A 26,018-nucleotide genomic window follows, 5' to 3' on the forward strand; every position below is an offset into this window, starting at 1 on the left:
GATCGGTATCAATCAGCGTCATATGCGGCCGCAAGAAGCTGTACAGCTTCCGCGAACGACGCTCCTTGGGCCTTGGCCGCAGCAGCGTACTGGGCGGCAACTTCCGCAAGCGCGCCCCAGCGGTCATCCCGGGCACACACGATGGTGCCGTTGCGTCCCCTGGTAGCGACGACGCCGGCAGCCTCGAGTTCCTTATAGGCGCGGGCCACCGTATGTGGGGCCACATCCAACACTCCCGCCAGGTTGCGCACCGGCGGGAGCTTCGCTCCAACTGCGAGGACGCCGGAGTCTGCGAGTTCGATGATGCGCAGCCTCAGCTGCTCAAAAAGGGCAACTCCGCTGCTGGTGTTGGGCCTCCAGTTCCCGGGAAAGCCGTCCATGGCAGTCATCGCGAACACCGGCCAGGTACCGGAAGCCATCCGGGCGATTGCTGCTCAATGAAGCGTCTATGGTCCATGCCGAGAATTAGACCAGCGACGCGGAAAGGGTACAAGCCACCGACGGTTTGAAATTGAATTGCTACGCCCGGCAACAGGTCCTGCCGGCTCATGCGTCTTTCCGGGCCACGGCGAAGATGCGCCGGAACGGGAACACCGTCCCGTGGCTTGTGGCCGGATATGCCTCGCGCAGCAAAGCAGAATATTCTTGCTCGAAGTCGGCGGCATCGCCAGGAGACAGGACTGCCAGCACCGGCCGCAGTCCCGTGCCCCTCACCCATTGAAGGACCGGGTCCTTGCCCGGCAGCAGCTGCTGGTAGGTGGTTTCCCAAGCGTCAGCTGCACACCCGGCGTCGAGCATAATACCCAGGTAGTCCGCGGGACTGCCCACGACGCCATCATGCCGAAGAACGCCGCCAAGGCGGGAGGACCACTTGGGTGACTCGGCGAGCTCCCTCATGAGCGCGTGCGAAGGGGATGTGAAGTTTCCCGGCACCTGAAGGGCGAACCAGGCACCCGGTTTCAGTGCACCTAGCCAGTGACCGAGCATGGCTTGGTGCCCGGGAACCCACTGGAGCGCGGCATTGGATACCACGACGTCGGTCTCCTGGTCAGGCTGCCAGTCAGCAATATCTGCCTGCTCGAATTCCAAGTTGGCGAATTTCCGGGCCTGTCCAGCTGCCTTCGCCAGCATCTCGCCAGAGGAATCGAGGCCGATTACGCGGGCATCTGGCCAGCGGACAGCCAGTGTGGATGTGAGATTACCGGGGCCGCATCCAAGATCCACCACTTTCCGCGGCGACGCAGCTTGAATTCTGGCCACCAAGTCATGGAACGGCCTGTCCCTGTGATTGCCGAACTCCACATACTTGGACGGATCCCACTTCATATAAGCCTCCTGGCGTTTGGCAACAGTGCTGGGGCGAGCCTAAACCGTCCGGGGACTAAGCTGGAAACCAATGAAACTTCTTGAGCAGCTCCCTGGTTCCACCCCCTCCAACCCGTTGGGTCCGGACGAGATCTATACCCGTTTCGTTGAGTGGACAGAAGGCCGCGGCTTGCAGTTGTACGCTGCTCAGGACGAGGCCATCATGGAGCTCGCCTCCGGCGCCAACGTCATCCTGGCTACACCCACTGGCTCGGGTAAATCGCTTGTCGCCATAGCAGCCCACTTCGAGGCCATGGCCCGTGGCCAACGCAGTTACTACACCGCTCCCATCAAGGCTTTGGTCTCGGAGAAGTTCTTCGCGCTGTGCGACATCTTCGGCGCCGAAAACGTTGGCATGATTACGGGTGACTCCGGCGTAAACCAGGATGCGCCGATTATTTGCTGCACCGCTGAGATCCTGGCCAATATTGCCCTCCGCGAGGGAGCTTCCGCGGAACTTGGCGCTGTGATCATGGATGAATTCCACTTCTACTCCGATCCCCAGCGGGGATGGGCCTGGCAGGTTCCCCTGCTTGAACTTCCCCAGGCCCAGTTCCTGCTCATGTCCGCGACACTGGGCGACGTCAGCCGTTTCGAAGCCGGCCTCACTGAACTCACCGGGCGGCCAACCACTACCGTTAGCTCTGCCGAGCGTCCAATTCCCCTGCATTACTACTATCACCTCACTCCGGTCCACGAGACCCTGGAAGAACTGCTCTCCACCAAGCAGGTCCCCGTGTACGTTGTGCACTTCAGCCAGGCAGAAGCGATCGAGCGTGCCCAGAACCTGATGAGCATCAACATGTGCAGCCGGGAGGAAAAGGACCGCATTGCAGGGCTCATCGCAGGCTTCCGGTTCGCCGCGGGCTTCGGAAAGACACTCAACCGGCTGGTCCGCCATGGCATCGGCGTCCATCACGCCGGCATGCTGCCCAAGTACCGCCGCTTGGTGGAGCAACTCGCACAAGCCGGGCTCCTGAAGGTCATCTGCGGCACCGATACCCTGGGTGTAGGCATCAACGTGCCCATCCGGACGGTTCTGTTGACGGCCTTGAGCAAATACGACGGCGTACGCACACGGGTGCTCAACCCGCGTGAGTTCCATCAGATTGCCGGACGTGCTGGTCGCGCTGGGTACGACACCGCCGGCACCGTGGTGGTCCAGGCTCCGGATCACGTAGTGGAGAATACCAAGGCCATGGCAAAGGCCACGGCAAAGTTCGGCGACGACCAGAAGAAGCTTCGCCAAGTGGTAAAGAAGAAGCCACCGGAAGGTTTCGTTTCCTGGGGCGAATCAACCTTCAAGCGGCTGGTGGACTCGGTCCCGGAGCCCCTGACTTCAAGCTTTACGGTCACCCACGCGATGCTCCTTAATCTCATGGAGCGCCCGGGAGATCCTTTCCATGCAACCCGGCGCTTGCTCAGTGAAAACCACGAGAACCGCCCGGCGCAGTTGAAACTCACGAAGAAGGCGTTGGGCATCTACCGCGAACTGCTGGCCGCGGGTGTGGTTGAACGCATTCCCGAAGATGAACAAGAAACCGAAGGCCGTTCTGTCCGCTTGACGGTCCACTTGCAGGCCAACTTCGCCCTCAACCAACCGCTTTCGCCGTTTGCGCTTGCCGCGCTGGAACTGTTGGATCCAGAGTCGCCGTCGTATGCGCTGGACGTTGTTTCAGTTATCGAGGCCACGCTGGAGAAGCCGCGCCAGATTCTCTCTGCGCAGCAGAAGAAAGCCCGTGGCGAGGCGGTTGCGGCCATGAAGGCTGACGGCATCGAATATGAGCAGCGCATGGCCATGCTCGACGACGTCACGTACCCGATGCCCTTGGCGGAGATTCTCGGCGAAGCCTTCGAGGTGTACCGAAAAGCTGCCCCATGGGTGGGCGACTTCGAGCTTGCGCCCAAATCAATCATCCGCGACATGTATGAACGTGCCATGAACTTCGGAGAGTTCGTGCAGTTCTACGGACTGGCCCGCTCCGAAGGCATCGTCCTGCGCTACTTGGCGGATGGATTCCGTGCACTCAGGCAGACGGTGCCCCAGGACTTGCTGCGCGAGGACCTTGAAGACCTCACCGCCTGGCTGGGTGAACTTGTCCGGCAGGTGGACTCCAGCCTCCTTGATGAGTGGGAGGAGCTCACCTCAGGACTAATGCCGACACCACATGACGCTCCCCCGCCACCGCCGCCGCTTCTGACCTCGAACATCAGGGCTTTCCGGGTCATGGTCCGGAATGAAATGTTCCGTAGGGTGGAGCTCTTTGCGGACGAAGACTCTGCCGCCCTGGGTGAGCTGGATGCCGACGCCGGCTGGGACGCCGAGCGCTGGGAAGAGGTTCTGGACGACTACTTCGATGAACACGACGACATCGGCACGGGACCCGATGCCCGGGGCCCCGGCTTGCTCATCATCACCGAAGAACCCGGCACGTGGCGGGTACGCCAGATCTTCGATGACCCCGCCGGAAACCACGATTGGGGAATCTCCGCCGACGTGGATCTAGCGGCTTCCGATGAGACAGGCACCGCTGTGGTCCGCGTGACGAACGTCAACCGGCTCTAGGCCAACCGGCTCCCAAGTCCAGCTCCACCGGCTTAAAGGAAGTCCCATGGAATCCGTCCCCGATCTCGGCAGCACCTTGCGGGCGCTGGAGGTAATGAGCGCACAACCCACGCCTTCTTGGACCGGATCGCGACGATGGTGGGGCTCCCCAGATGGCATTCCTGCATTGGACGTGGAAGGGCTGGCTTTGGGCGCGGTACAGGCTGCGGCTACGGCCCTGAACGCCTTGACGGGAACGATGCATAGGTATTCTGTCGCCGCCGGGCCCACTGCAGCTGCGTTCGATTCCCTGGGGCACCTGCGCATAGGTGGCCAGAAACCTGAAGGGTTCGCTCCCTTGTCCGGTTTTCGAAGAACCGCTGATGGCTGGATCCGCCTCCACGCCAACTACCCGCACCACGCGGCCCGACTGATGGAAGCGGTCTCGGCCAGCGAACCTGCCGACGTGGACCGCGCGTTACTGGCTATGACGTCTTTGGAAGCCGAACACCTAATTACTGGCAACAACGGCGTAGCTGCCGCCGTCCGTACCAGGGAAGAGTGGACAGACTCCCCTATGTTTGAAGCGGCCAGTGAGGGGCCGTGGATCAGTTTCGATCACCTTGGACCGTCCACGAAAGCAACCCGACGGTCGTCGTGGGTTCCTTCCGCGGTTCCAGACCGCCCCTTGACAGGTCTGAAAGTCCTTGACCTGACCCGCGTCATTGCCGGCCCTGTGGCAACCCGGCTACTTGGCGCGCTGGGCGCGGACGTCCTCCGGATAGACCCTCCGCACCTCCCGGAGCTGACAGACGCCTTCATTGACTCGGGTTTTGACAAGCGCAGCGCTGAAGCAGACTTCCGGAATCCGGATGATCTGACCGCGGTCATGGGTCTCCTGGAGACGGCAGACGTCGTGGTCATGGGGTATCGCGACGGCGGTCTGGATCGTTTTGGATTGACGCCTGGTGCGCTGCTGCTGCGCCGCGCCGACCTCGTAGTAGTGACCTTGAGCGCATGGGGCCACGCAGGTCCCTGGCAGGGACGACGTGGTTTTGACAGCCTGGTGCAGGCAGCATGCGGCATAGCTGATCGATATGGCCACTTCGACGACGGCGGGTGGAGGCCTGGCGCGCTACCGGTGCAGGCGCTGGATCACGCCACGGGTTACGGCCTGGCGGCGGCAGTGTTCGCTTTGCTGGCCCAGCGACTCGGTACGGGACGTGGTGGAACTGCCCGGCTTTCACTGGCCCGGACAGCGGAAGAGCTACTTCTCCTTTCGACGGTCAGCGCGACTGACGTCGACCTGCCCGAGCCCGAGTACCACGAGGTAGACAGCCCCTACGGCCGTCTCCGGTACGTCGGCCCGCCCATCACGGTGGACGGCGTCCCCGTTGGTTATCAAGAACCGCCCGTCACGTACGGTTCCTCCGCACTACGTTGGCGGTAGGCGGTCCAGCCCCTAGTAAGCTCGGAAGCATGAGTGTAATCCGCCCTGCCACCGTTGAAGACGTTCCCACAATACTGCGCATGATCCACGATCTTGCGATCTACGAAAAGGAACCCGACGCCGTCAGGAATACCCCCGAACTGCTGACCGAGGCACTGTTCGGAGAAAACCCGCGGGTATTCGCGAACATGGCCTCCAATGACGCTGGTACGGTGCAGGGCTTTGCCCTGTGGTTTCTGAATTACTCAACGTGGGAAGGTGTTCACGGCATCTACCTGGAAGACCTCTACGTGGTTCCGGACGCGCGTGGCGAGGGTCACGGCAAGGCGCTCCTGCAGCATCTGGCCGCCACCGCCGTCGAACGCGGCTATGCCCGGGTGGAATGGAGCGTCCTGGACTGGAACGAACCGTCCATCAAGTTCTACAAGAACCTTGGCGCCTTCCCCATGGAAGAGTGGTCTACGTTCAGGCTGACCGGCGAAGCGCTGGAAGCGTTCGGGGCAGGTGCCAGTAACGGTAACAAGGCTCTTGCCCATGGCTGAAGTGCGAGCCTTGGCCGACACCCACCGCATCCGCGCCCGGCACGAATTCCGAGGCCTCCGGACCGCCGAGCACTACTTCACGGTCCCCCTGGACCATGGTTCGGCTAATTCCGCCACGGATGACCAGACGGCTGGCGAAACGATCACTGTGTTTGCACGGGAGTATTCCTCCACCGAGTACTCGGAGGAGGAGGCCGCCAAGCTCCCATGGTTGCTGTTCCTCCAAGGTGGACCTGGCGGGCGCGGGAACCGCATCACTTCCCTTTCAGGTTGGATGAAGGCAGCGGCCAAGGATTTTCGGATCCTGATGCTGGACCAGCGCGGTACCGGCCTTTCCACGCCTGTGGAGCGACAGTCATTGGTGCTCCGGGGCGACGCCGCAGCCCAGGCCGATTACCTCACGCATTTCCGGGCTGATTCGATCGTGGCTGACGCCGAATTCATCCGCCATGCCTTGGATTCCGGACCGTGGTCAGTGCTGGGCCAGAGTTTTGGTGGATTCTGCGCGTTGACCTATTTGTCGTTCGCCCCGAAGGGGTTGCGGGAGGTCCTCATCACGGGAGGACTTGCTCCGCTGCACGGCCCGGCCGAGCGCGTTTACCGTGCCACTTTCCGCCGGGTGGCGGAGCGGAACGCGGAGTACTTCGCCTGGTATCCGGAAGACCGGGAAACTGTCACCAGGATCGTCCGCCACCTCGAACAGCATAAGGAGTTCCTGGCCAGCGGAGAACGGCTGACGCCCGAGCGGTTCCAGATGGTGGGATCGTTCCTCGGCGGCAACACCCGGGTGGACTCCCTGCACTACCTCCTGGAGGACGCTTTCATCGAAACACCTTTGGGTGATCGACTGTCGGAGGCGTTCCTGGAGCAAGTGCGGAGCCTGGTCAGCCGGGCAGGGAACCCCTTGTACGCGGTCCTTCATGAATCGATCTACGGGCAGGGCGAGTCCACGGACTGGGCAGCGTGGCGCGTGCTGGAAGAATTCCCCGAGTTCAAGCCGGGAGCAGAAGCCCCGCTGCTGACGGGAGAAATGGTCTACCCCTGGTACTTCGAACAGGATCCGGCGCTGATCCCGCTCCGCGACGTCGCGGCCATGCTGGCGGCCAAGTCCGATTGGTGTCCCCTGTATGACCACCAGCAATTGGCGGTCAACAAGGTTCCAGTAGCGGCCGCCGTCTACAAAGACGATATCTACGTGGACCATGACCTCTCAATGGAAACCGCCGCGGCAGTCCGTGGGCTTCAGACCTGGGTCACGGACGACTTCCACCATGACGGCATCGGGGAAGACGGCGAAGGCATCTTCAGGCGGCTATTCGGGCTGGTGCGGAGTTCCCGCTAACCCAACGCGTTCCTCCACAGGGACTGTTCCTACACGGGGATTGAACGGCGCACCCGGGCCGCGGTGGCGGCCGTCAAGGCCAGCATTACGGCTGCCAGCAGACCGGCGGCTATATTCAGCCCTTCATAGCCGAGCCAGGCGAGGACAAGTCCGGACGTAGCCCCGCCCGTTGCACCCGCCGCGCCCATGAGCGTATCGGAAACGCCTTGCACGGTTACCCTTTGTTCTTCGGCGATGCTCTCCGCAAGGAGGGTGGACCCGGCAATGGTCGCGGCGGACCACCCAAGTCCCAGGATGATCAGCCCAGTGGTGACCAGCACGGGCTCCTGCTGGCCGATTCCAGCGATCAGCACTGCCACCAGCAGCAGTCCGTGGCCTATGGCGATGGTCTGGATGCGGCCGGCTTTGTCAGTCAGCCAACCCCAGAGCGGCGACAGGGCGAACATGCCGGCGACATGCAGCGAAATGGTCAGCCCAATGAGCACCAGAGCATCCGTGCTGTCAGTTGTTCCGCCGTGATGGCCGGCATGTGAACCGCCCACCAGCTGCTGCAGGTGCAAGGGGGTCATGGACATGATGGCCACCATGACGCCGTGGGCAGCGACCACGGCTGCAAGCGCAAGGATGGCCCGGGACGAGGAACGAACAGCCTGAAGGCCGGATCGGATAGTGCCCCTAACTGGGAGCGTCCCAATTCCTGCGGACTCCGAGGCCAACCGCCGTGCCAGCAGCAACGGGTCGGGCCGCAAACCGGCAAAGAGCAGCACTGCCGCCAGGAACAGACCTGCAGCCGAGAAAACGAAAGGCCCGGCAATGGGCGGCAGGCCCAACGCGGCCCCCACTGCTGCACCAGGTTGGATGAGGTTTGGACCGGCCACAGCGCCAATAGTGATTGCCCAGACAACAGTGGAAAGTGACCTGCCGCGGTGCTCAGCGTGGGCGAGGTCGACGGCGGCGAACCTCGATTGAAGGTTGGCGGCTGTACCAAGGCCGAGAAAACCGGCCGCGAGCAGGAGCAGGGGGAAAGATTCACCCACCACGGATGCCATCACCAGGAGCGCCCCGATCATGGCGGCGATCAGGCCCGAGACGAGGCCAACCCGCCGTCCACGCGACTCCGCCAGCCGGGCCAACGGTAAAGCAGACAATGCGGCCGAGAGCGTCAATACAGTAGTGATCGATCCCGCCCACGCCTCGGACCCGGACAGATCCACGGCCAGGAGCGATCCAATGGATAACGTGGCGCCGTTACCAATTCCGCTGAGGAGCTGGGCCGAGCTGAGCAGGAAAACAGTACGGCGCTGAACCCGTTGGGGGTCCAGCGCCGTAGTAGATGTGGTAGTCACTTCAAGAGACTACAACGTTCACAGTATGGTTACTCTGCTTCGCTCAAGCTCTTCTTCGCGTCCTCTTCCAACCGCGCGTCCAGCTTGGACTGGCGGGCGGCCGGGCTGAGCAAGCTGGCCACGACGGCCACGACGATCGTGCCGATAATGACCGCCAACGAAACGAAGGTGGGAATCTCCGGAGCCCACTCGATGTGGTGGCCGTTGTTTATGAAGGGAAGCTCGTTGACATGCATCGCATGCAGGACGAGCTTGACACCAATAAAGGCAAGAATGACTGACAGGGCGTGCTTCAAGTAGATCAGACGGCTCATCAGTCCACCCAGCAGGAAGTACAGCTGGCGCAGGCCCATGAGGGCGAAGATGTTGGCGGTGAACACGATGAAGGCGCTTTGGGTCAGGCCGAAGATCGCGGGAATTGAGTCCACTGCGAACAGGAGGTCGGTCATGCCGATGGTCACGAAGACAATCAGCATCGGGGTGAAGACCTTCTTGCCGTTTACCGTGGTCCGCAGCTTGCCGCCGTCGAACTTTTCAGACATCGGCAGGACCCTGCGCAGCCGCGCAACCAGCGGGTTTTCGGCACCTTCTTCTTCGTCTTCACCTGAATCCGTGGCCTGCTTCCAGGCCGTCCACAGCAGGAACGCGCCGAAGATGTAGAAGATCCAGCTGAACTGCTCGATGACCACCGCGCCCAAGGCGATGAAAATACCGCGGAGGACCAGTGCGATGATGATGCCCACCATCAGCACTTCCTGCTGGTATTTCCGGGGCACGGAGAAGCGGGCCATGATGATGATGAAGACGAAAAGGTTGTCGATGCTCAGGCTGTATTCAGTAACCCAGCCGGCGACGAACTGGCTGCCATATTCGGGGCCGGTGAAGTAGAACATGGCACCAGCAAAGACCAGGGCCAAGGCAACGTAGAAGGCAACCCAGAGGCCGGCTTCCTTCATTGATGGTTCGTGGGGACGCTTGACCACCAGGAGGAGGTCGATGAGCAGGATAATTCCGAGGGCGACGAACGAGCCGACCTCAAACCAGATTGGAAGCTCCATTAATGTGGGCCTTTCGCAGGGTACGGGAAAGCGGTGTAAGTCTCTCCGGCCTGCCAGTGCGGTGAATGCACATTCAGCGGCCCACTAAGTCCGGCGAGGCATCTATGCCTTGCGTGCTGACGGACGTAGCGCTTGGGATACTCCCCTACGTGACCACAACCTTACCTTAGGCGTGCCCTGCAGACTGCATTTGACGCAATTCCCGCTTCAACTCCCCCACTTCGTCACGGATTCGGGCGGCGACCTCGAACTGCAGCTCGGCAGCAGCACCGTGCATCTGTTCCGTGAGCTGTTCGATGAGGCCAACCAGGTCTTCCGCCGGAGCCGCGGCCAGCCCGTCCTTCCGGACCGTGGCTGCACCCTTGCTGCCCGACGTACGTTTGGCTCCCTTGGCCAGCCTGTTGTTGTTCAGGAGCTCCTGGGTATCGGCGTCTTCGCGGGCCAGCTGGTCCGTGATATCAGCGATCTTCTTCCGAAGCGGCTGGGGGTCCACGCCGTTGTCGGTGTTGTATTTGACCTGGATGGCGCGACGCCGGTTGGTTTCCTCGATGGCGTGGGCCATGGAGTCCGTGATCTTGTCCGCATACATGTGGACCTGGCCGGACACGTTTCGAGCGGCACGGCCAATCGTCTGGATAAGCGAGGTTGAGGAACGCAGGAAGCCTTCCTTGTCCGCATCCAGGATGCTGACCAGCGAGACCTCGGGCAGATCCAGGCCCTCACGCAGAAGGTTGATGCCGACCAGGACGTCAAAGACTCCCATCCGCAGCTCACGCAGTAGCTCGACCCGGCGAAGAGTGTCCACGTCCGAGTGAAGGTACTGGACTTTTACGCCGTGGCCCAGGAGGTAGTCCGTGAGGTCTTCCGCCATCCGCTTGGTCAAAGTGGTGACCAGGACGCGTTCATCGCGTTCAGTACGTTGGCGGATTTCACCCAGGAGGTCATCGATCTGTCCCTTGGTGGGCTTCACGATCACTTCGGGGTCGATGAGGCCGGTGGGCCGGATGATCTGCTGGACGTAGCCGTCCGCCTTCCCGAGCTCGTACTTTCCAGGCGTGGCCGACAAGTACACGGTCTGCCCAATGCGTTCAAGGAACTCGTCCCACTTCAAAGGCCGGTTGTCCATGGCCGAGGGCAGCCGGAAGCCGTGGTCCACCAGCGTGCGCTTGCGGGACATGTCCCCTTCGTACATAGCGCCGATTTGCGGGACGGTGACGTGGGATTCGTCGATGACCAGGAGGAAGTCGTCAGGGAAGTAGTCCAGCAGGCAGTGTGGTGCTGTACCGCCTGCACGGCCGTCAATGTGCCGGGAGTAATTCTCGATGCCGTTGCAGAAACCCATCTGCTGCATCATTTCGAGATCGTAGGTGGTCCGCATCCGCAGGCGCTGGGCTTCCACCAGCTTGTTCTGGCTCTCCAGCACCTTCAGGCGTTCGGCGAGTTCGTCTTCGATGGCGGTGATCGCACGGCCCATTCGCTCCGGGCCTGCCACATAGTGGGAAGCCGGGAAGACGTACATTTCGGTTTCCTCGCGGATGACTTCGCCGGTGACCGGATGCAGTGTGTAGATGTTCTCGATCTCGTCACCGAAAAATTCGATTCTAAGTGCGAGTTCCTCATACATCGGAATGATCTCTACGGTGTCTCCACGGACGCGGAAGGTGCCCCGGTGGAAGTCGGTGTCATTGCGCGTGTACTGCATGGAAACGAACTTGCGAAGGAGGTGGTCGCGGTTCATCTCCGCGCCCTTGGTGAGCGTCACCATGCCCGCGATGTACTCTTCGGGAGTTCCCAGGCCGTAGATGCAGGAGACTGTGGCCACAACGATGACGTCGCGCCGGGTCAGCAGTGCATTGGTGGCCGAGTGCCGAAGGCGCTCGACTTCCTCATTGACCGAGGAGTCCTTTTCGATGAACGTATCCGTCTGGGGTACGTACGCTTCGGGCTGGTAGTAGTCGTAATACGAGACAAAATACTCCACTGCATTGTTGGGCAGGAGTTCCCTGAACTCGTTGGCCAGCTGGGCTGCCAGGGTCTTGTTCTGAACCATGACCAGTGTGGGACGCTGCACCTGCTCAATAAGCCAGGCTGTAGTGGCGCTCTTGCCCGTACCGGTGGCGCCGAGAAGGACAACATCCTTCTCGCCGTTGTTGATGCGTTCTGTCAGTTCCGCAATGGCTGCCGGCTGGTCCCCGGCCGGTTTGTAATCGCTGACGACTTCGAAGGGCGCGACGACACGGTTGATCTCCTGGGCAAGGCTCATGACACCAATCTACCCCCGCACCCCGACAGTTATTGTCCGGATTAATGTCCCGCTGCAACAGAAGAATACGACGGCGGTTGCCAGCCGGTGTGGTTTGCCCACTCATCCATCAGCGGCCAGGCCACATCCGTGAACCAGGGTTCTTTGGCATCGGCATAGGCAGCGGTGCCGGGGTCACTGGCATGCTGTGCAGCAAGGTGGCGCTTGTGTGCCTCATACAGGGCAACCGCAGAAGGTTCCGCCCTCAACCAGTCGCGGAACAGCAGGGCGTATCTCCATCCGGGCGAGCCGGCAACCCGCACATGCAGGTTGGCCGGGCGTCCCGGATCCGCGTTGGCATGGAAACGCTTCTGCCATTGGGCTGGATCAGGTTCCGACGGCTTCGGGGTGTCAGCGAAAACGCCCGGAACACGTGGGTATCCTGCTGCTGCCAGACGTGGGGCAATGCGATCCGCCACCTCAAGGTCGGCAACAGTCAGTTGAAGGTCTATCACATCCTTGGCAGCCAACCCGGCCACCGACGTAGACCCAATGTGGTCCACGGCAAGGATGTCCTCCGGCGCTGCCGCCTGGATGCGCGAGGAGAGCCGGGCTGCTTGCAGGCCCCAGTCGGTTCTCGAGGCGGACAGGACCGGACCATTTGTCCGCCGGGCACGAACTCCACGCCGGCAATTGTCCGCGAAAGGCACCAGTCGCCCGAACCACAAGGCATCCACTTTGGCGAGCAGTTCCTCCCGACTACCTGTATTCTCCAGGACGACGTCCGCGGCAGCGTTTCTTGCCTCCTGGCTGGCTTGGGCCGCCATTCGGGAACGCGCGTCCTCCAGGCTCATTCCGCGTAGGTCCACCATCCGTTGGATCCGCACGTCATCGGGAGCATCCACCACAACCACCAGATGGAATGCGCTCCCCTGGCCTGTCTCGACCAAGAGGGGAATGTCCTGGACGAGAATGTCTTCGTCGGCGGCCTCCGCGACGATTGCCGCTGCTGACTCCCGGACCAACGGGTGGATGATGCCATTAAGCACCTCCCGCCGAGCGGGATCCTGGAAAACTATGGCGCCAAGAGCAGGGCGGTCGAGTCTGCCCTGCCCGTCCACGATTCCGGGTCCAAAGGCCTCCACTACACGGGCAAGGCCCGGAGTTCCAGGCTCCACCACTTGCCTGGCGATGAGGTCAGCATCAATGAGCACGGCACCCAACTCTTGCAGCCTGGCCGCCACCAGCGATTTTCCTGAGGCGATGCCGCCCGTCAGCCCGATCTTCAACACCCCTCCACACTAGACTGAAGCGGTGGAAATTGAGGATGACAGCCGTGCAACCATTTACACAACGCTCGCTGAAGGTCCGGATTTCCGACACGAACTGGAGATCCGGCGTTCACGCTTCATCACCGTCCTCCGCCGCTCGCCGGACGAAGATACTGCACGATCCCTGGTGGCCGCGCTGCGACGCGAGTTCCATGACGCACGGCACCACTGCTCGGCTTTCGTTGTAGGTCCGGACAGGATGACTCAACGTTCCAGTGACGACGGCGAACCGTCGGGCACGGCGGGTGTCCCCATGCTGGAGGCACTGCTCAAGCGTGAGACAGCACCCGGGGTAACGGACCTTAGCGACGTAAGCGTCGTCGTCGTCCGCTATTTCGGTGGAATCCTCCTGGGGGCGGGCGGGCTGGTCCGCGCCTACTCCGAATCGGTATCAGCAGCGTTGGAACTGGCGCCACTCGTGCAGCGCCGGCGGCTACGGCTTTGTGAGATCGAGGTGCCGCACGTGGACGCCGGACGATTGGAGAACGAACTGCGTGGCTCCGGCTTTGTCATGGCGAACACCAGCTATGAAGCCAAGCACACGGTCCTTCGGGTAGCGCTGCCGGACAGCAGCAACACCATCGCGGACGCCCAAGCCCGCGTACGCGCCCTCACTGCAGGCGCGGGCAGACTTAATCCCCAGGGAACGGAGTGGATCGATGTGCCCTGAATCAACGGTGGAACCCCAGGTGGCACTCGCAGACGTTGACGAAGACGTGCTCGAAGAATTGCTTGCCGTGGCGCTGGTGCAGGCCACCGCCGATGAGGTCACTCCGCCGCTGGGCTCGACGTCGGCCTGGAACCCTGAGCGGATCGCCTGGTTCCGCGACTATCACCGGGCGGCTGCAACCGGACTTGAAGGGCCTGCGCGTGAGAAGACCTGGGCTGTGGTGGCAGGCGGAACAGTGGTGGGGTCCGTTCGGTTGAAGTCGGTCGGGCCCGATGCCGTAGAACCCAACGCCGTAGAACCCGGTGCCGTAGAAACTGGCATCTGGCTGGCCACTCGCTTCCGCGGCCAGGGCGTGGGGCGGCTGGCCCTCCAGCTTGTGGCAGACGAAGCCCGTGCTCGCGGCTTCGCCGTCCTGGAAGCCTCCACCACGCCAGGAAACAAGGCTGCACAATCCCTACTGGCTTCCCTCGGCGCCGAACTCATCTTCGAGGGGACTTTGGTTAAGGCTCGGCTACTGCTCCGCTAGGCAGTGCTCTTTTAACTGGCAGGGCTCCTCGCACCTGACTAAAGCAGAAGGACCCCTGCCGCATGGCAGGGGTCCTTCTTTGGCTATTCAGCGCATCCCGTGAGGGGCGGCGGAATTAGTTGCCGGTCAGCTTCTCACGCAGTGCTGCGAGAGCTTCGTCGGACGCCAGGGTGCCGGCGTTGGACTCAGCAGCAGCCGGCTCCGAGGAGTAGCTGGTGGTGCCGGAATCGCTCTCACCGGACGTTGCAGCGGCAGCGTCGTCAGCAGCGTGCTGTGCAACCTGCTTCTTGTGGGCTTCCCAACGGGTCTGGGCGTCAGCGTACTGCTGCTCCCAAGCGGCGCGCTGGGTCTCGTAGCCTTCGAGCCATTCGTTCGACTCGGGGTCGAAGCCCTCGGGGTACTTGTAGTTGCCCTCTTCGTCGTACTCAGCGGCCATACCGTACAGAGCGGGATCGAACTCGGTGCTGTCAGCGTCAACGCCCTCGTTAGCCTGCTTGAGGGAGAGGGAGATGCGACGACGCTCGAGGTCGATGTCGATGACCTTGACGAACAGTTCGTCGCCAACGGAGACAACCTGCTCGGCGAGCTCAACGTGGCGGACAGCCAGTTCGGAGATGTGAACGAGGCCTTCGATGCCGTCTTCGACGCGAACGAACGCACCGAACGGAACCAGCTTGGTGACCTTACCCGGAACAACCTGGCCGAGGGCGTGGGTGCGGGCGAAGGTCTGCCACGGGTCTTCCTGCGTAGCCTTGAGCGACAGGGAGACACGCTCGCGGTCCAGATCCACTTCGAGGACCTCGACGGTGACTTCCTGGCCAACCTCGACAACCTCGGACGGGTGGTCGATGTGCTTCCAGGAGAGCTCGGAAACGTGGACCAGGCCGTCTACGCCGCCAAGGTCCACGAATGCACCGAAGTTGACGATGGAGGAAACGACGCCGGGACGAACCTGGCCCTTTTCCAGCTTGTTGAGGAACGTGGAGCGGACCTCGGACTGGGTCTGCTCGAGCCATGCACGGCGGGACAGCACAACGTTGTTGCGGTTCTTGTCCAGCTCGATGATCTTGGCTTCGATCTGCTGACCGATGTACGGAGCGAGGTCGCGAACACGACGCATCTCGACGAGGGATGCGGGCAGGAAGCCGCGCAGGCCGATGTCCAGGATGAGGCCACCCTTGACAACCTCGATGACGGTACCGGTAACGACGCCGTCTTCTTCCTTGACCTTCTCGATGTCGCCCCAGGCGCGCTCGTACTGAGCACGCTTCTTGGAGAGGATCAGACGGCCTTCTTTGTCTTCCTTGGTGAGAACCAAAGCTTCGACCTGATCGCCAACGGCAACAACTTCGCCGGGGTCAACGTCGTGCTTGATGGAAAGCTCGCGGGAAGGGATGACACCTTCGGTCTTGTAACCGATGTCGAGCAGGACTTCGTCGCGGTCGACCTTGACGACGGTACCTTCGACGAGGTCGCCGTCGTTGAAGTACTTGATGGTGGCGTCGACAGCTGCGAGGAAGTCCTCAGCGGTACCGATGTCGTTAATGGCGACTACGGGGGTACCGGGCTTCTCGGTGGAGGTGATGGTCATGTAGTAGGGGCTCCGTTGTGGATAGTATGTCGGTCAGGCAAACCGCTGCCGCCCGGGTCCGGACGGCAGAACACGGCAAAATACCGGGTCATCCTGATTTGTGGATTAATACAAAATGGACGCATGCACGTAGTACACGCCCGTTTATTCTAGTCGTATCTGCAAAGCAGGGTCAAAAGGACCGCGGCAGGACTAGAGAACCCCTTCACACAGGCAGGACGTCTCCGAGCCGCGCGAACGTAACACCCCGGTCCAGTAAGCGAGGCAAAGCCCTCGCATAACCCTCTGCGGTTCCGGCGGCCGGTCTGTTGAAGTGCGAGATGACGATGTCTCCCGCCACTGCCTTGGCCACTTCCCCGGCGACGGTAGGCGGCGCGAAGGTAGCGCCCCCGTCGCCGTTCAGCGTGAAATTGACCGGGAGCATCCCCAGCCTGCGGGTCATGCTCGCGGCGACTTCGTCGTAGAACGCCGTTCCGGGCCGGAAGAAGCGCGGCGTAACACCGGTCAACTCCTGCATCAGGGCTTGGTTGCCCATTAATTCCTCGTATACCGCGGCTGCATTCGCCGTTCCGGCAATGCCGTATGCGGACTTGCCATTGACAGACAACGGCAGGTGGAGTGTGCCGTGGTTCGCGAGCTCGAACAAGGGGTCGGCGGCCAGTTCCGCGGCAAGTGACCTGTTCGCGGTAATCCAGCGGCTGTTAATGAAAAGGGTGGCCGGGACGTTGAAGCTGCGAAGCGACTTCAACAATTTGTGGTCACAGCCGGTTCCACCGGGGCCGCCGCAGGCATCGAACGTGAGGGCAACATGCCGGGAGGCAGAATTGTTCACCACACCCGTAACGTGAAGGCCCCACTCCTGTGGCCGCAAGTGTCCAAATTCTGCCAGGATCTGCGGTTTGCCTGGGATTGTGGCTGGCGATCCAGGAGCGCTCGACGGCGGCACTGGAGTCTTGCCTCCCGTGCCGCCGCTGCCGGGTTTTTCGGCGAGGGCAGTAGCAGCCTGCTCGCTGGACAGCGCGGCGATGGAGGGCGGTGGCGTCGCGGGGCCGGCCCCGGGCCCGTTTGGTGGGGTGCCAGGCGTCGTCTGCCCTGATCCAGCGGCGTCCGGGAACGCCGCCCTCCCGTTGTCCGCGCAGGCCGTCAGGGCTGCAGTTGCCAGCCCAGCCATTCCAAGCAGCACTGAACGCCGGCCGGCCAACGGCCGCCGCTTGGAATCCCCCATGGATGTCCCTGTCTATTGAGTCTTTGAGTTGTGAAGGTACTTCTTGCAGGAGCTTTTTCTAGAAGTGGGTGAGGCAGTGTGCCGGCCGTTCCACAGCAAAAAGCTGTTGGGCTGCGAACGCGGCACCGGGCTTGCCTTCACTCATCCGCCCGGCAGCAGTGAGCGTCACTGGGGACACTGCACCAAGATAGATGGACGCGAGATCGGCGACATCCATGCAGAGATCGGGTTCCCGGCCGGATGCCTCGGTGACGGCCGCGGCAGCACCGCCGTCGGACTCCAACGCCCAGATGCCACCAGCCATGCCAAGCGTATCCGAGACTTCCATGACGAGCTTTCCGGCAACCGGGTACCGGCGGGCGGAAAGCGCTGCCGGAACGTCCAGGATCCGTAACCACAGCATGTCCCGCACGTCCGAGGAGTCTATGCATCTGGGATCTTCCAGGGCCCACGTCAACGGATCATCCACGGGGGCCTCGGCCCACGTCACCTGGTCAATGAGATCGATGCTCCCAAGGAAGCGCCAGAGATCCAGATACGCCGCATTGGTACCAGCAACAAGGTCCACAATTTCCATGGTGTAGGGCTTGGCATCCCAGCCCTTGAAACGATAGGAAACGTAGCCGTCCGGTGTCCCGGAGGCGTCGTAGTGCAGGGCACTTCTGACACCCGTGTCCGGCTTCCCGTCATGGCCAATCGCTCCGGAAGCCAGCAAGCGATAGTACTCTTGGCGGTCTACTGAGCCAGGAGTTGCCCGCTGGACGTGATCGAAGACCTGTGGCGCAACGTCCAGCAGCACGGCCGGATCAGCCACCTCTACCGTTCCCGTCGCCAGCCCCCTGAGACGGAAACGTGGACCCGTGTCGACCTTGATGCTGCGCTCAAATGTAGCCACTCCAAAACCAAAGCGGCCGTAAATGGATCCCTCCGAGGCAGTCAGCGCTGCCATGGCGAGACCGTCGTCCTTTGCGCCCGCCAGGTCAGCGGTAATCATGCCCCGGAGCAGCCCTTTGCGCCGGTGCGTTCCACGTACGGTCACGGCAGTTACCAGGTTTGATTCCAGTTGTCGGCCAAACCCGATGTTCAGGGATTTGCGCATGGTGGCGTACGTGGCCACCGGGACCTCTGGACCCACAGCGTGCTCGGGTACTTCACCGTTGATGTACACACCGGTCAATTCACGGTGGTCCGTGCGGTAGGCCCGCAGGGTCTTGGCGATGTAGTCGTCGTCGCGCCTGTGCTGGTGGAAGCCGTGCGAGACTGCTTGGACCCACGCGGCACAGCGGGAGTAGGCAGGGTCCTCGCGATCAGCTACAGCAGGGAATTGTTGAACCCTGTACTTCTCGGCATATTTTTCGGCGGAGTTCGTTTCGGAATAACTTTCATTGGGATCAGCCACGCCCCGAGCCTAGCCAGACGCGGGAGGGCGCGCCACCATCCAGGCGGCGCGCCCTCCGGCGATCCTTAGGAACGTACGGCTGTTAGTGGCCGGCCTCGTACCAGCTGGAGCCTACGCCGAGTTGAACGTCCAACGGGACTGATAGCTCAGCCGCAGCCCCCATTTGCTCCACCACCAGTTTCTCGACGGCGTCGCGCTCTCCCGGTGCAACCTCGAGGACGAGTTCGTCGTGGACCTGGAGGAGCATGCGCGATTTCAAGCCCTGGCCCGCAAGTTCGGCCGAAACGCCCAACATGGCCCGCTTGATGATATCGGCGGCGGAACCCTGGATGGGCGAATTAAGGGCAATGCGCTCGGCGGCTTCCCGGGCCTGGCGATTGGTGCTGGTGAGATCCGGGAGGTAACGGCGGCGGCCTTCAATGGTGGCTGTGTAACCGTCCACCCTCGCCTGGTCCACAACGCCCCGGAGGTAGTCACGCACACCGCCGAAGCGATCGAAGTAGTCCTTCATCAGGGTCCTGGCCTCGTCCACGGAAATTTCCAGCTGCTTTGAGAGGCCAAACGAGGTCAGCCCATAAGCCAGGCCATAGGACATGGCTTTCACCTTGGAACGCATCGCGCTGGTGACGTCGGCAGGAGCGACGTTGAAGATCCGGGAGCCTACGAAACGGTGCAGATCCTCGCCGTCCCTGTACGCCTGGATCAGTGCTTCGTCGCCCGAGAGGTGGGCCATGATGCGCATTTCAATCTGGGAGTAGTCAGCGGACAGCAGGCATTCATACCCTTCGCTGACCACGAAGATTCCGCGGACCCGGCGGCCTTCTTCGCTGCGCACCGGGATATTTTGCAGGTTGGGGTTGTTCGAGGAGATCCTGCCCGTAGCCGCAATGTTCTGAGCGTAGGTCGTGTGGATGCGGCCATCGTCCGCCACGGACTTCTTGAGCGTTTCCACCATCTGGGCGAGCTTGGACGACTCCCGGTGCGCCATGAGCTGCACCAGGAATTCGTGGCCGGTCTTCTCCAGCAGGGCCTTCAAGGATGCCGCATCCGTGGTGTAGCCGGATTTGATCTTCTTGGTCTTCGGGAGGCCGAGTTCCTCAAAAAGGACGGTCTGCAGCTGCTTGGGTGACCCCAGGTTTACCTCGTGCCCGATCGCGGCGAAGGCCTGCTCCTGGGCATTCTCGATCACCTTGGTGAGGTCCGCAAGCTGCTCGTTCATGCGATCCATGGAGACGTAGATGCCGGTCAGTTCCATCTGCGCCAGGACGCGGGAAACTGGAAGCTCCAGCGTGGTCAACAGGGCGTCGGCCTTGCGGTCAGCGAGTTCCTTCTCGAAGTGCTTGCTGAGGGCATGCACGACGGCGGCCTGCTGGACGAGCGCTGCAGCTGCTGCTTGGTCGCTGCCTCCCAGGAGGTCCAGCTCCAATTGCCCGGCCGCTGCGGCTGCAACACCCAGGGAGATCTTGAGGTGGACCTGGGCGAGCTCAGGGAGGTCGTAGCTGCGGCGGTCAGGCTGGATCAGGTATCCGGAAACCGAGGTGTCATCAACCACGCCTTCCAGGCCCAGGCCGCGGTTATGCAGGGCCTTGAGGGCGGCCTTGAACTCGTGCACCACCTTGGCTTCTTCAGGATCCCGGAGCCAGTTGGCCAGCACCGACTCGGCTGGCGAATCCAACTCCGTGAGGTCGATATAAGCAGCACCATTGTTCCGGACCACAGCCAACGCGCTGGCGTCCTCGCCTATACGGCCTTGGACGGGCTGGATGGCTATCGCGGAACGCGTGCCGGAACCGGCGCTGAAGAAAGCCTCCAGCTCAGCGGCGTCCTTGAGCGTGGCAAACTCAGGGGCTTCGATGGTGTCCGGGGCAGCACCGGTGGTGTCATCGCCGTAGAGATCGAACAACCGGGCGCGCAAGGTACGGAATTCCAGTTCCTCGAACAGTTCCTCGATGGCCTGCCGGTCGGGGCGCGGCTCGTGGAGGTCCTCCAGCTGGACGGGCAGTTCGAGGTCTGTCAGCAGCTGGTTCAGCCTGCGGTTCCGTTTGACGTTCTCAAGGTTCTCCTTGAGAGCTCCGCCCACCTTGCCACCGATGGCGTCCAGGTTCTCCAGGATGCCGTCCAGGCCACCATAGAGGTTGATCCACTTGGCGGCAGTCTTTGGCCCCACACCCGGTACGCCCGGAAGGTTGTCCGCGGATTCGCCCACCAGCGCCGCCAGGTCCGAATACAGGGCAGGCTTGACGAAGTACTTCTCTTCAATGGCCGCGGCATCCAGCTTGGGGATGTTGCTCACGCCCTGTTTGGGGTAGAGCACGAACACGTTGTCATTGATGAGCTGGAAGGAGTCTCTGTCTCCCGAGACCAGGAGGACCTCAAAGCCGGCGGCATCCGCCTGGGCAGCAAGGGTGGCCAGGATGTCATCGGCCTCGTAGCCGGGCAACGCAATGGTCTTGATACCCCACGCCTCCATGACCCTCGCGATCAGGGCGATCTGGCCTTGGAATTCCGCTGGCGTCGCGTTGCGGCCGCCCTTGTACTCGCTGTACTCCGCCTTGCGGAAAGTGGTGTCGTCAGAGACGTCGAACGCTACGGCGACGTGCGTGGGCTTCTGGTCCTTGATCAGGTTGATAAGCATGGAGGTGAACCCGTGCACGGCATTGGTGTGCTGGCCTCTGGCGGTGGAGAAGTTTTCAGCAGGAAGGGCGTAGAAGGCCCGGAATGCCATGGAATGGCCATCCAGGACCAGCAACCTGGGCCGGCCCTCCCCCGTGGTGCTGGATGAAGCGGTGGAAGAGGGGGTGGGTGCTGTTGCAATGGCAGCAGCTTGGGCCGTTGGAACCTGGTCCGGTTTGGTTGTTTCACTCACAGGTGCCAGCCTAGTTGGCATGATGGACAATTTCACGCCGAACCGGTTTGTCGACGAGCTCAACCAGGCAGGTGTGCCCGAAGAGTTCCATGATTGGCTTTCCGGGCATGGGGTTGGCTCCCTTGTGGTGAAAATGGGTATTCGGTTCACCGAGCTCAGTGCCGAACGGACTGTGGCAACCATGCCAGTGGAAGGGAACACGCAAGTAGCCGGCATCCTTCACGGCGGAGCCCACGTGGTCCTCGCCGAAACCCTGGGTTCATTTGCTGCCTCGCTTCACGCCGGCAGAGGACGGCATGCCGTGGGAATCGAAGTCGGCGCGACGCATCACCGCTCCATTGCCAGCGGAACGGTAACCGGCACATGTACGGCGATCCACCTGGGCGGGACATTAGCAACCCACGAGATCGTAATCACCGACGAAAGAGGCCGCCGGCTTTCCACTGCCCGGATTACCAACATGATCCGGAACAACCGCCACTGATCCGGGAGTTACTGCCAAACGGTTACGGCGCTAATCGTTACCGCGGCGGCATGCGGTAATGCAGTTCAGCCGCGGCTCCGCCAAGGATGCGCGAGGAGAGCAACTCAAGGGGCGGCGTCGGGCCCTTGAGCGGCAGTAGGCGCTTACCGGAGCCGAGTACAACGGGGATGATGGTGACGATCATCTCGTGGAGCAAACCGGCGTTGGCGAACTGGGCCACGAGGTCCCCTCCGCCCACCAGCCAGACGTTCTTGTCTCCGGCGTCGGCGAGGAGATCCGGCGCGAACTCGCGCACGTCCCCACGGACGAACGTGACATTGGAACCGGCGGGAGCCGAGTATTCGTGATGCGTGAACACCCAACAGGGGGTATCCGGATACGGCCACTTGCCGGGCTCATGCTCCAGGAGCCACCGGTAGGTCCCGCCGCCCATCGCGATGCAACCCACACCTGCGAAGAAGGACTCATAGCTGCCGCTCACGCCTTCAACCTGGTCGAATTGCAGGAGCCAACCGAGATCGTCATCCTCAGAAGCAATGAAACCGTCAACGGTGGACGCCACGTAATACTGGAAGATGGACATGGCCCCAGACTAGTCAGTTGGCGCTGGCGTTCCCATACTCCACACGCACACTGCCATCGTCGCGGAGAACCACCACCCGGCCCTGGGCGAGCGTCCAGCCATCGTTGAGCAGGAAGATCCTTCCTCCGCTGACCACCAGCAGTCGCAGGCCCGTGTACCGGTACAACGGCTCAGCATCAGTACCAGCCGAGTCCTCATGGACGTTCGGCGCTGTCACGGCCAACCGCTCCTTGCTGTACACCACGGCTGTTGGCAGCAGGCTGGATCTTTCCTGGTAATCGATAGCTGCTCCCCGCCCAAGTGCTTGCGCGTAATCGGAGGTTCCCCAGAAAAGCAGCAGGGTGACCAGGACGAACACGAGGGATCTTTCGAGCGAGCGCGGAGTAGTGGCGCGGAGTACCCGTTGGGCCGGATCAGCGGCCCGGCGATGCACGCTCAGTCCCCATGCCCCCACTAGCAAACCGGCAGCTATGAGGAAGGGTGCATAGAGCAGGATCCGTTCCGGCTGTGTCACGATCGCCACCCACATCACAGCCGCGTAGGCGAAGCCAAGAATCAGCACTACCAGGGCGGCCCTTCGCAGGAGCGTCCGGTAGCGTGCGGCGCCCAGAAGCCGGGAAACCAGCCGGTCCACCATGAGCCACAGCAACCCGATCACCACCAGCCAGGCCAACGGCTGAAAGAGGGACTGGATACTCCGCAGGATGAAGTCCTGCACGGTATAACCAAACAGGCTGACGTCCAGGCCCATTGCCTTCGCCTGGGCATCCGTCCGCGCCCAGCCGAAGTAGACCAACAAGGCCGTGGCCACGGTCAGCGGCGGACCAATGACGGAGAGGACGTCCAGGGTCCGCTGCCAGCGGTTGTTGACCAGGCTCCGCTCATCGGCTTCTTGCGATGCAGGGGGTTCCTGGGCGACGCTCATGGAGTTGCCGTGGGGGTCGCGCCGACAGAAGGAATGGCCGGCGGGGTGCTCTGCGTGGGTTCAGCGCTTGGCCCGGTTCCAGGGGTTTTGGGCGTTGCACCCGGGCTGGCCGGCGTGGAATCTTCATAGAAGAACGTCACGGTTCCGCTGACGTCCACGGTGTCCGTAATGGAAATGCGGACGGAGTCGCGGCCATCGGACGGCGGCATCCTCAGGTACAGCGTTTCGTAATCCCCTCCGCCGGCAACGATTTCGGGAGCTGCAGGGACGCCGTCGAACAGGACGTCCCCAACCCTGACGTAATAGCCATCCAGCCTGACGACAGTTCCGCCTGATCGGGGGCCGGAGGCACGCGCTGTGCCTGCCACCGGCCTCAGGTCCTTGTCTACTACCGTGAGGCCGCTCAAGTGCCGCGGGCAAGCTTCACCCGGGGCGGTCTCGGGCTTTAGCGTAACCCCCGGGTTGCTGCGGTGTTGGGCGATCGCAGAGGCTGACGTTGCGGCGACCGTGAACTCAAGACACTGGGTCTGCGGTATGCGCGGTGTTGCCGCAACGGCGTTTGAAGCCCGCTGCCAGTCCTGCTGCGCACCACTTTGCAGTGCCTTGCAGACAGCCGCGGCCGCTTGCCACACGGCAGCATCTTCTGCGCCTTCCAGGCTCTGGGCCAGCGCATCGCATTGGAATTGCTGCAGCAGGAGATAGCGCTGGCCCGAGGTGGGATCGTTGGGGCCTATCGGCCCAATGGGTACCCAGCGGACCACCGGCGCTTCTGCTTGTGGTGCACCCGGTCCGGCCGGACCTGCGGGCTGCCCGGCGGTGGGATCGACGGCAGTGGGAACCGCTGGTGATGTTGCTGTGGTGACGGGCGGAGCAGGATTCGGAGAAGGACTGCCTTGTGGAGCGTTGTTGGGAAGGCAAGCAGAAAGTGCCAGCATCAGGACCGGAACCAGCGCCAGTCCGATGAGATGGCTTCGGGAATGGCACTTCATGACAGCCCCACATCTGCCGGATCACGACCACGCAGTGATGTAACTTCACTGCTGATTATTCTCCCGAACGGACTTTGCTGCCAGAGAGGCGGTTACTTTCCGAAGTAGGGCACGATCAAGTAGATGCCGAACAGCACAGCGAGTCCGCAGATACCAAAGCACACGGCCGCCAGCGAGCGAACAAGTCCGGGCGACTTCTGCTGGGCGTCACCCGCAATTGCGGTGAGGCGTACTCCCAGGGAGTAGAGAACCACCAGGGTCACAGCAGCAACGAGCGTGACGCCGGCAACCTGAAGCAATTCCAGCCACTTCATCGCTGCACATCCTTGTTGTTGACGGACTTTCGGGATTTCTTTTTTTTGCTGAACTTGACGGCGTGGCCGGCCTCTTCGACTTCCACTGCGTTGTGGTGGCCAACATGCGATTTACGCGAGGCAACAAACATGAACACGACGGCGGCGCTACCGACGACCGCGGCAATGACCACACCCACGACGCCGATGTTCACCAGGAGCGCGGTAAGCCCGCCCACGATGGCCGACGCCGGCAGGGTAAACAGCCAACCCAAAGCGATCTTGCCGGCAGTGCCCCAGCGCACGGAGGTGCCCTTTCGGCCCAGGCCGGAGCCAATGACCGAACCGGAGGCGACCTGCGTGGTGGAGAGCGCGAAACCCAGATGGGAAGAAGCCAGGATGGCTGAGGCCGTGCTGGTCTCGGCCGAGAAGCCTTGCGCCGGCTTTACTTCGGTCAGGCCTGAACCCATGGTGCGGATGATGCGCCACCCGCCAGCATAAGTGCCGATGGCGATGGCCAACGCACAAGCAGCCACGACCCAGAACTGTGGACCCGAGCCCGGTGCCTGCGTGCCTGCGGCGATGAGGACCAGGGTGATGATGCCCATGGTCTTCTGGGCATCATTGGTGCCGTGCGCGAGGGCCACGAGGCTGGAGGTGAAGATCTGGCCGGTCCGGAAACCACCGCGCTTCTGCGTGAGCTTGTCACCGGTTTCGGGGTCATGCCGGGAGGTCAGCGCGTAGGCCAGACGAGTGCAAAGGTACGCCACGGCCCCGGCGATGAGTGGTGCAAAGACAGCTGGCAGGATCACCTTCTGCAGCACTGTTTCAAAGTTGATGGAGTGCAGTCCGATACCTACCACGGCGGCGCCGATGAGGCCGCCGAACAATGCGTGCGAGGAACTGGAGGGCAGGCCTTTAAGCCACGTGATCATATTCCAGAGGATTGCACCCATCAGGCCGGCGAAGATGATATCCGGCGTGATGTGGATACCGTCCGAGCCTTCGCGGATGAGTCCCCCGGAAATGGTCTTTGCCACTTCAGTTGAAAGGAACGCCCCAACAAGGTTGAGCACGGCTGCCAGAGCAACCGCCGTCTTGGGCTTGATCGCCCCCGTAGCGATAGGCGTGGCCATCGCATTGGCTGTGTCGTGAAAGCCGTTGGTGAAGTCAAAGAATAGGGCCAACGCTATGACAAGCGCGACCATGAAGGTGATTTCCACCTGTTGCCCAATCTGCAGAGTCG

At 62.1% G+C, this 26,018-nt stretch carries 22 protein-coding genes; 7 read left to right on the plus strand and 15 right to left on the minus strand.

Annotated features, from left to right (window positions below; translation table 11 throughout):
* Positions 1-8: 8 nt before the first annotated feature.
* Positions 9-389 (minus strand): GntR family transcriptional regulator, encoded by a 381-nt coding sequence (locus KSW38_RS15395; protein WP_216925843.1) that lies wholly within the window; start codon positions 387-389, stop codon positions 9-11.
* Between the two features lie 157 nt (positions 390-546).
* Entirely contained in the window at positions 547-1,326 is a 780-nt protein-coding gene (locus tag KSW38_RS15400; protein WP_216925797.1) for a trans-aconitate 2-methyltransferase, read from the minus strand.
* Between the two features lie 70 nt (positions 1,327-1,396).
* Here KSW38_RS15400 and KSW38_RS15405 point away from each other — a divergent pair, with 70 nt between their 5' ends.
* Genes KSW38_RS15405 through KSW38_RS15420 form a run of 4 tightly spaced genes read left to right on the plus strand, consistent with a single transcriptional unit; the run spans position 1,397 to position 7,244 of the window.
* Positions 1,397-3,931, plus strand: a complete 2,535-nt coding sequence (locus KSW38_RS15405) for a DEAD/DEAH box helicase (protein WP_216925798.1) — start codon at positions 1,397-1,399, stop codon at positions 3,929-3,931.
* Between the two features lie 46 nt (positions 3,932-3,977).
* Entirely contained in the window at positions 3,978-5,360 is a 1,383-nt protein-coding gene (locus tag KSW38_RS15410; protein ID WP_216925799.1) for a CoA transferase, read from the plus strand.
* 29 nt (positions 5,361-5,389) lie between these two features.
* On the plus strand, positions 5,390-5,902 hold the full coding sequence (locus KSW38_RS15415) for a GNAT family N-acetyltransferase (protein ID WP_216925800.1): 513 nt from the start codon (positions 5,390-5,392) through the stop codon (positions 5,900-5,902).
* Positions 5,895-7,244 carry an alpha/beta fold hydrolase gene (locus tag KSW38_RS15420; RefSeq protein WP_216925801.1) on the plus strand — a complete coding sequence of 450 codons (1,350 nt, stop codon included), beginning with the start codon at positions 5,895-5,897 and terminating at the stop codon, positions 7,242-7,244. Before KSW38_RS15415 ends, KSW38_RS15420 begins: the two co-directional genes overlap by 8 nt.
* Before the next feature lie 29 nt (positions 7,245-7,273).
* Here KSW38_RS15420 and KSW38_RS15425 read toward each other — a convergent pair whose 3' ends face one another.
* The 4 genes from KSW38_RS15425 to coaE form a co-directional block, all read right to left on the minus strand.
* Positions 7,274-8,590 carry an MFS transporter gene (locus KSW38_RS15425; RefSeq protein WP_216925802.1) on the minus strand — a complete coding sequence of 439 codons (1,317 nt, stop codon included), beginning with the start codon at positions 8,588-8,590 and terminating at the stop codon, positions 7,274-7,276.
* Between the two features lie 29 nt (positions 8,591-8,619).
* The gene (locus KSW38_RS15430; RefSeq protein WP_216925803.1) at positions 8,620-9,648 is read right to left on the minus strand and encodes a TerC family protein; all 1,029 of its coding nucleotides are present in this window, start codon (positions 9,646-9,648) and stop codon (positions 8,620-8,622) included.
* A 166-nt stretch (positions 9,649-9,814) separates the two neighbouring features.
* Positions 9,815-11,911: an excinuclease ABC subunit UvrB gene (gene uvrB / locus KSW38_RS15435; RefSeq protein WP_216925804.1), complete on the minus strand. Its 2,097-nt coding sequence runs from the start codon at positions 11,909-11,911 to the stop codon at positions 9,815-9,817.
* 41 nt (positions 11,912-11,952) lie between these two features.
* Positions 11,953-13,182 carry a dephospho-CoA kinase gene (gene coaE / locus KSW38_RS15440; protein ID WP_216925805.1) on the minus strand — a complete coding sequence of 410 codons (1,230 nt, stop codon included), beginning with the start codon at positions 13,180-13,182 and terminating at the stop codon, positions 11,953-11,955.
* A 22-nt stretch (positions 13,183-13,204) separates the two neighbouring features.
* On the opposite strand from coaE, the gene KSW38_RS15445 reads away from it, so the two are divergent.
* Positions 13,205-13,891, plus strand: coding sequence for an IMPACT family protein (locus KSW38_RS15445; RefSeq protein WP_216925806.1), 687 nt, complete (start codon positions 13,205-13,207; stop codon positions 13,889-13,891).
* On the plus strand, positions 13,881-14,417 hold the full coding sequence (locus KSW38_RS15450; protein WP_216925807.1) for a GNAT family N-acetyltransferase: 537 nt from the start codon (positions 13,881-13,883) through the stop codon (positions 14,415-14,417). Before KSW38_RS15445 ends, KSW38_RS15450 begins: the two co-directional genes overlap by 11 nt.
* A gap of 115 nt (positions 14,418-14,532) precedes the next feature.
* On the opposite strand, the gene rpsA is transcribed toward KSW38_RS15450, so the two are convergent.
* The 4 genes from rpsA to polA form a co-directional block, all read right to left on the minus strand.
* Complete coding sequence (gene rpsA / locus KSW38_RS15455) at positions 14,533-16,008, minus strand: 30S ribosomal protein S1 (protein ID WP_216925808.1); 1,476 nt, start codon at positions 16,006-16,008, stop codon at positions 14,533-14,535.
* 205 nt (positions 16,009-16,213) lie between these two features.
* Positions 16,214-17,233 carry a polysaccharide deacetylase family protein gene (locus KSW38_RS15460; RefSeq protein ID WP_216925809.1) on the minus strand — a complete coding sequence of 340 codons (1,020 nt, stop codon included), beginning with the start codon at positions 17,231-17,233 and terminating at the stop codon, positions 16,214-16,216.
* A 58-nt stretch (positions 17,234-17,291) separates the two neighbouring features.
* Positions 17,292-18,632 (minus strand): GNAT family N-acetyltransferase, encoded by a 1,341-nt coding sequence (locus KSW38_RS15465; protein WP_216925810.1) that lies wholly within the window; start codon positions 18,630-18,632, stop codon positions 17,292-17,294.
* 82 nt (positions 18,633-18,714) lie between these two features.
* Positions 18,715-21,357 carry a DNA polymerase I gene (polA, locus tag KSW38_RS15470; protein ID WP_254186583.1) on the minus strand — a complete coding sequence of 881 codons (2,643 nt, stop codon included), beginning with the start codon at positions 21,355-21,357 and terminating at the stop codon, positions 18,715-18,717.
* 160 nt (positions 21,358-21,517) lie between these two features.
* On the opposite strand from polA, the gene KSW38_RS15475 reads away from it, so the two are divergent.
* Positions 21,518-21,982 carry a hotdog fold thioesterase gene (locus tag KSW38_RS15475; protein ID WP_216925812.1) on the plus strand — a complete coding sequence of 155 codons (465 nt, stop codon included), beginning with the start codon at positions 21,518-21,520 and terminating at the stop codon, positions 21,980-21,982.
* Positions 21,983-22,019: 37 nt separating this feature from the next.
* Here KSW38_RS15475 and KSW38_RS15480 read toward each other — a convergent pair whose 3' ends face one another.
* The 5 genes from KSW38_RS15480 to KSW38_RS15500 form a co-directional block, all read right to left on the minus strand.
* Complete coding sequence (locus KSW38_RS15480; protein ID WP_216925813.1) at positions 22,020-22,565, minus strand: dihydrofolate reductase family protein; 546 nt, start codon at positions 22,563-22,565, stop codon at positions 22,020-22,022.
* Positions 22,566-22,578: 13 nt separating this feature from the next.
* A complete protein-coding gene (locus KSW38_RS15485; protein ID WP_254186548.1) occupies positions 22,579-23,490 on the minus strand; it encodes a hypothetical protein in 912 nt (303 codons plus the stop codon).
* Positions 23,487-24,479, minus strand: coding sequence for a hypothetical protein (locus KSW38_RS15490; protein ID WP_216925814.1), 993 nt, complete (start codon positions 24,477-24,479; stop codon positions 23,487-23,489). The genes KSW38_RS15485 and KSW38_RS15490 overlap by 4 nt, the downstream gene beginning before the upstream one ends.
* Before the next feature lie 92 nt (positions 24,480-24,571).
* Positions 24,572-24,793: a hypothetical protein gene (locus KSW38_RS15495; protein WP_216925815.1), complete on the minus strand. Its 222-nt coding sequence runs from the start codon at positions 24,791-24,793 to the stop codon at positions 24,572-24,574.
* Positions 24,790-25,995 carry an inorganic phosphate transporter gene (locus KSW38_RS15500; protein ID WP_216925816.1) on the minus strand — a complete coding sequence of 402 codons (1,206 nt, stop codon included), beginning with the start codon at positions 25,993-25,995 and terminating at the stop codon, positions 24,790-24,792. Before KSW38_RS15500 ends, KSW38_RS15495 begins: the two co-directional genes overlap by 4 nt.
* Between the last annotated feature and the right edge of the window lie 23 nt (positions 25,996-26,018).

This window comes from Paenarthrobacter aromaticivorans, assembly GCF_019038615.1.
Classification (GTDB): Bacteria; Actinomycetota; Actinomycetes; order Actinomycetales; family Micrococcaceae; genus Arthrobacter; species Arthrobacter aromaticivorans.

Coding starts and splice junctions, on each gene's coding strand:
- KSW38_RS15395 (WP_216925843.1), bottom strand. CDS start 389: ATGACTGCCATGGACGGCTTTCCCGGGAACTGGAGGCCCAACACCAGC.
- KSW38_RS15400 (WP_216925797.1), bottom strand. CDS start 1,326: ATGAAGTGGGATCCGTCCAAGTATGTGGAGTTCGGCAATCACAGGGAC.
- KSW38_RS15405 (WP_216925798.1), top strand. CDS start 1,397: ATGAAACTTCTTGAGCAGCTCCCTGGTTCCACCCCCTCCAACCCGTTG.
- KSW38_RS15410 (WP_216925799.1), top strand. CDS start 3,978: ATGGAATCCGTCCCCGATCTCGGCAGCACCTTGCGGGCGCTGGAGGTA.
- KSW38_RS15415 (WP_216925800.1), top strand. CDS start 5,390: ATGAGTGTAATCCGCCCTGCCACCGTTGAAGACGTTCCCACAATACTG.
- KSW38_RS15420 (WP_216925801.1), top strand. CDS start 5,895: ATGGCTGAAGTGCGAGCCTTGGCCGACACCCACCGCATCCGCGCCCGG.
- KSW38_RS15430 (WP_216925803.1), bottom strand. CDS start 9,648: ATGGAGCTTCCAATCTGGTTTGAGGTCGGCTCGTTCGTCGCCCTCGGA.
- uvrB (WP_216925804.1), bottom strand. CDS start 11,911: ATGAGCCTTGCCCAGGAGATCAACCGTGTCGTCGCGCCCTTCGAAGTC.
- KSW38_RS15450 (WP_216925807.1), top strand. CDS start 13,881: ATGTGCCCTGAATCAACGGTGGAACCCCAGGTGGCACTCGCAGACGTT.
- rpsA (WP_216925808.1), bottom strand. CDS start 16,008: ATGACCATCACCTCCACCGAGAAGCCCGGTACCCCCGTAGTCGCCATT.
- KSW38_RS15460 (WP_216925809.1), bottom strand. CDS start 17,233: ATGGGGGATTCCAAGCGGCGGCCGTTGGCCGGCCGGCGTTCAGTGCTG.
- polA (WP_254186583.1), bottom strand. CDS start 21,357: ATGGCATTCCGGGCCTTCTACGCCCTTCCTGCTGAAAACTTCTCCACC.
- KSW38_RS15475 (WP_216925812.1), top strand. CDS start 21,518: ATGATGGACAATTTCACGCCGAACCGGTTTGTCGACGAGCTCAACCAG.
- KSW38_RS15480 (WP_216925813.1), bottom strand. CDS start 22,565: ATGTCCATCTTCCAGTATTACGTGGCGTCCACCGTTGACGGTTTCATT.
- KSW38_RS15485 (WP_254186548.1), bottom strand. CDS start 23,490: ATGAGCGTCGCCCAGGAACCCCCTGCATCGCAAGAAGCCGATGAGCGG.
- KSW38_RS15490 (WP_216925814.1), bottom strand. CDS start 24,479: ATGAAGTGCCATTCCCGAAGCCATCTCATCGGACTGGCGCTGGTTCCG.
- KSW38_RS15495 (WP_216925815.1), bottom strand. CDS start 24,793: ATGAAGTGGCTGGAATTGCTTCAGGTTGCCGGCGTCACGCTCGTTGCT.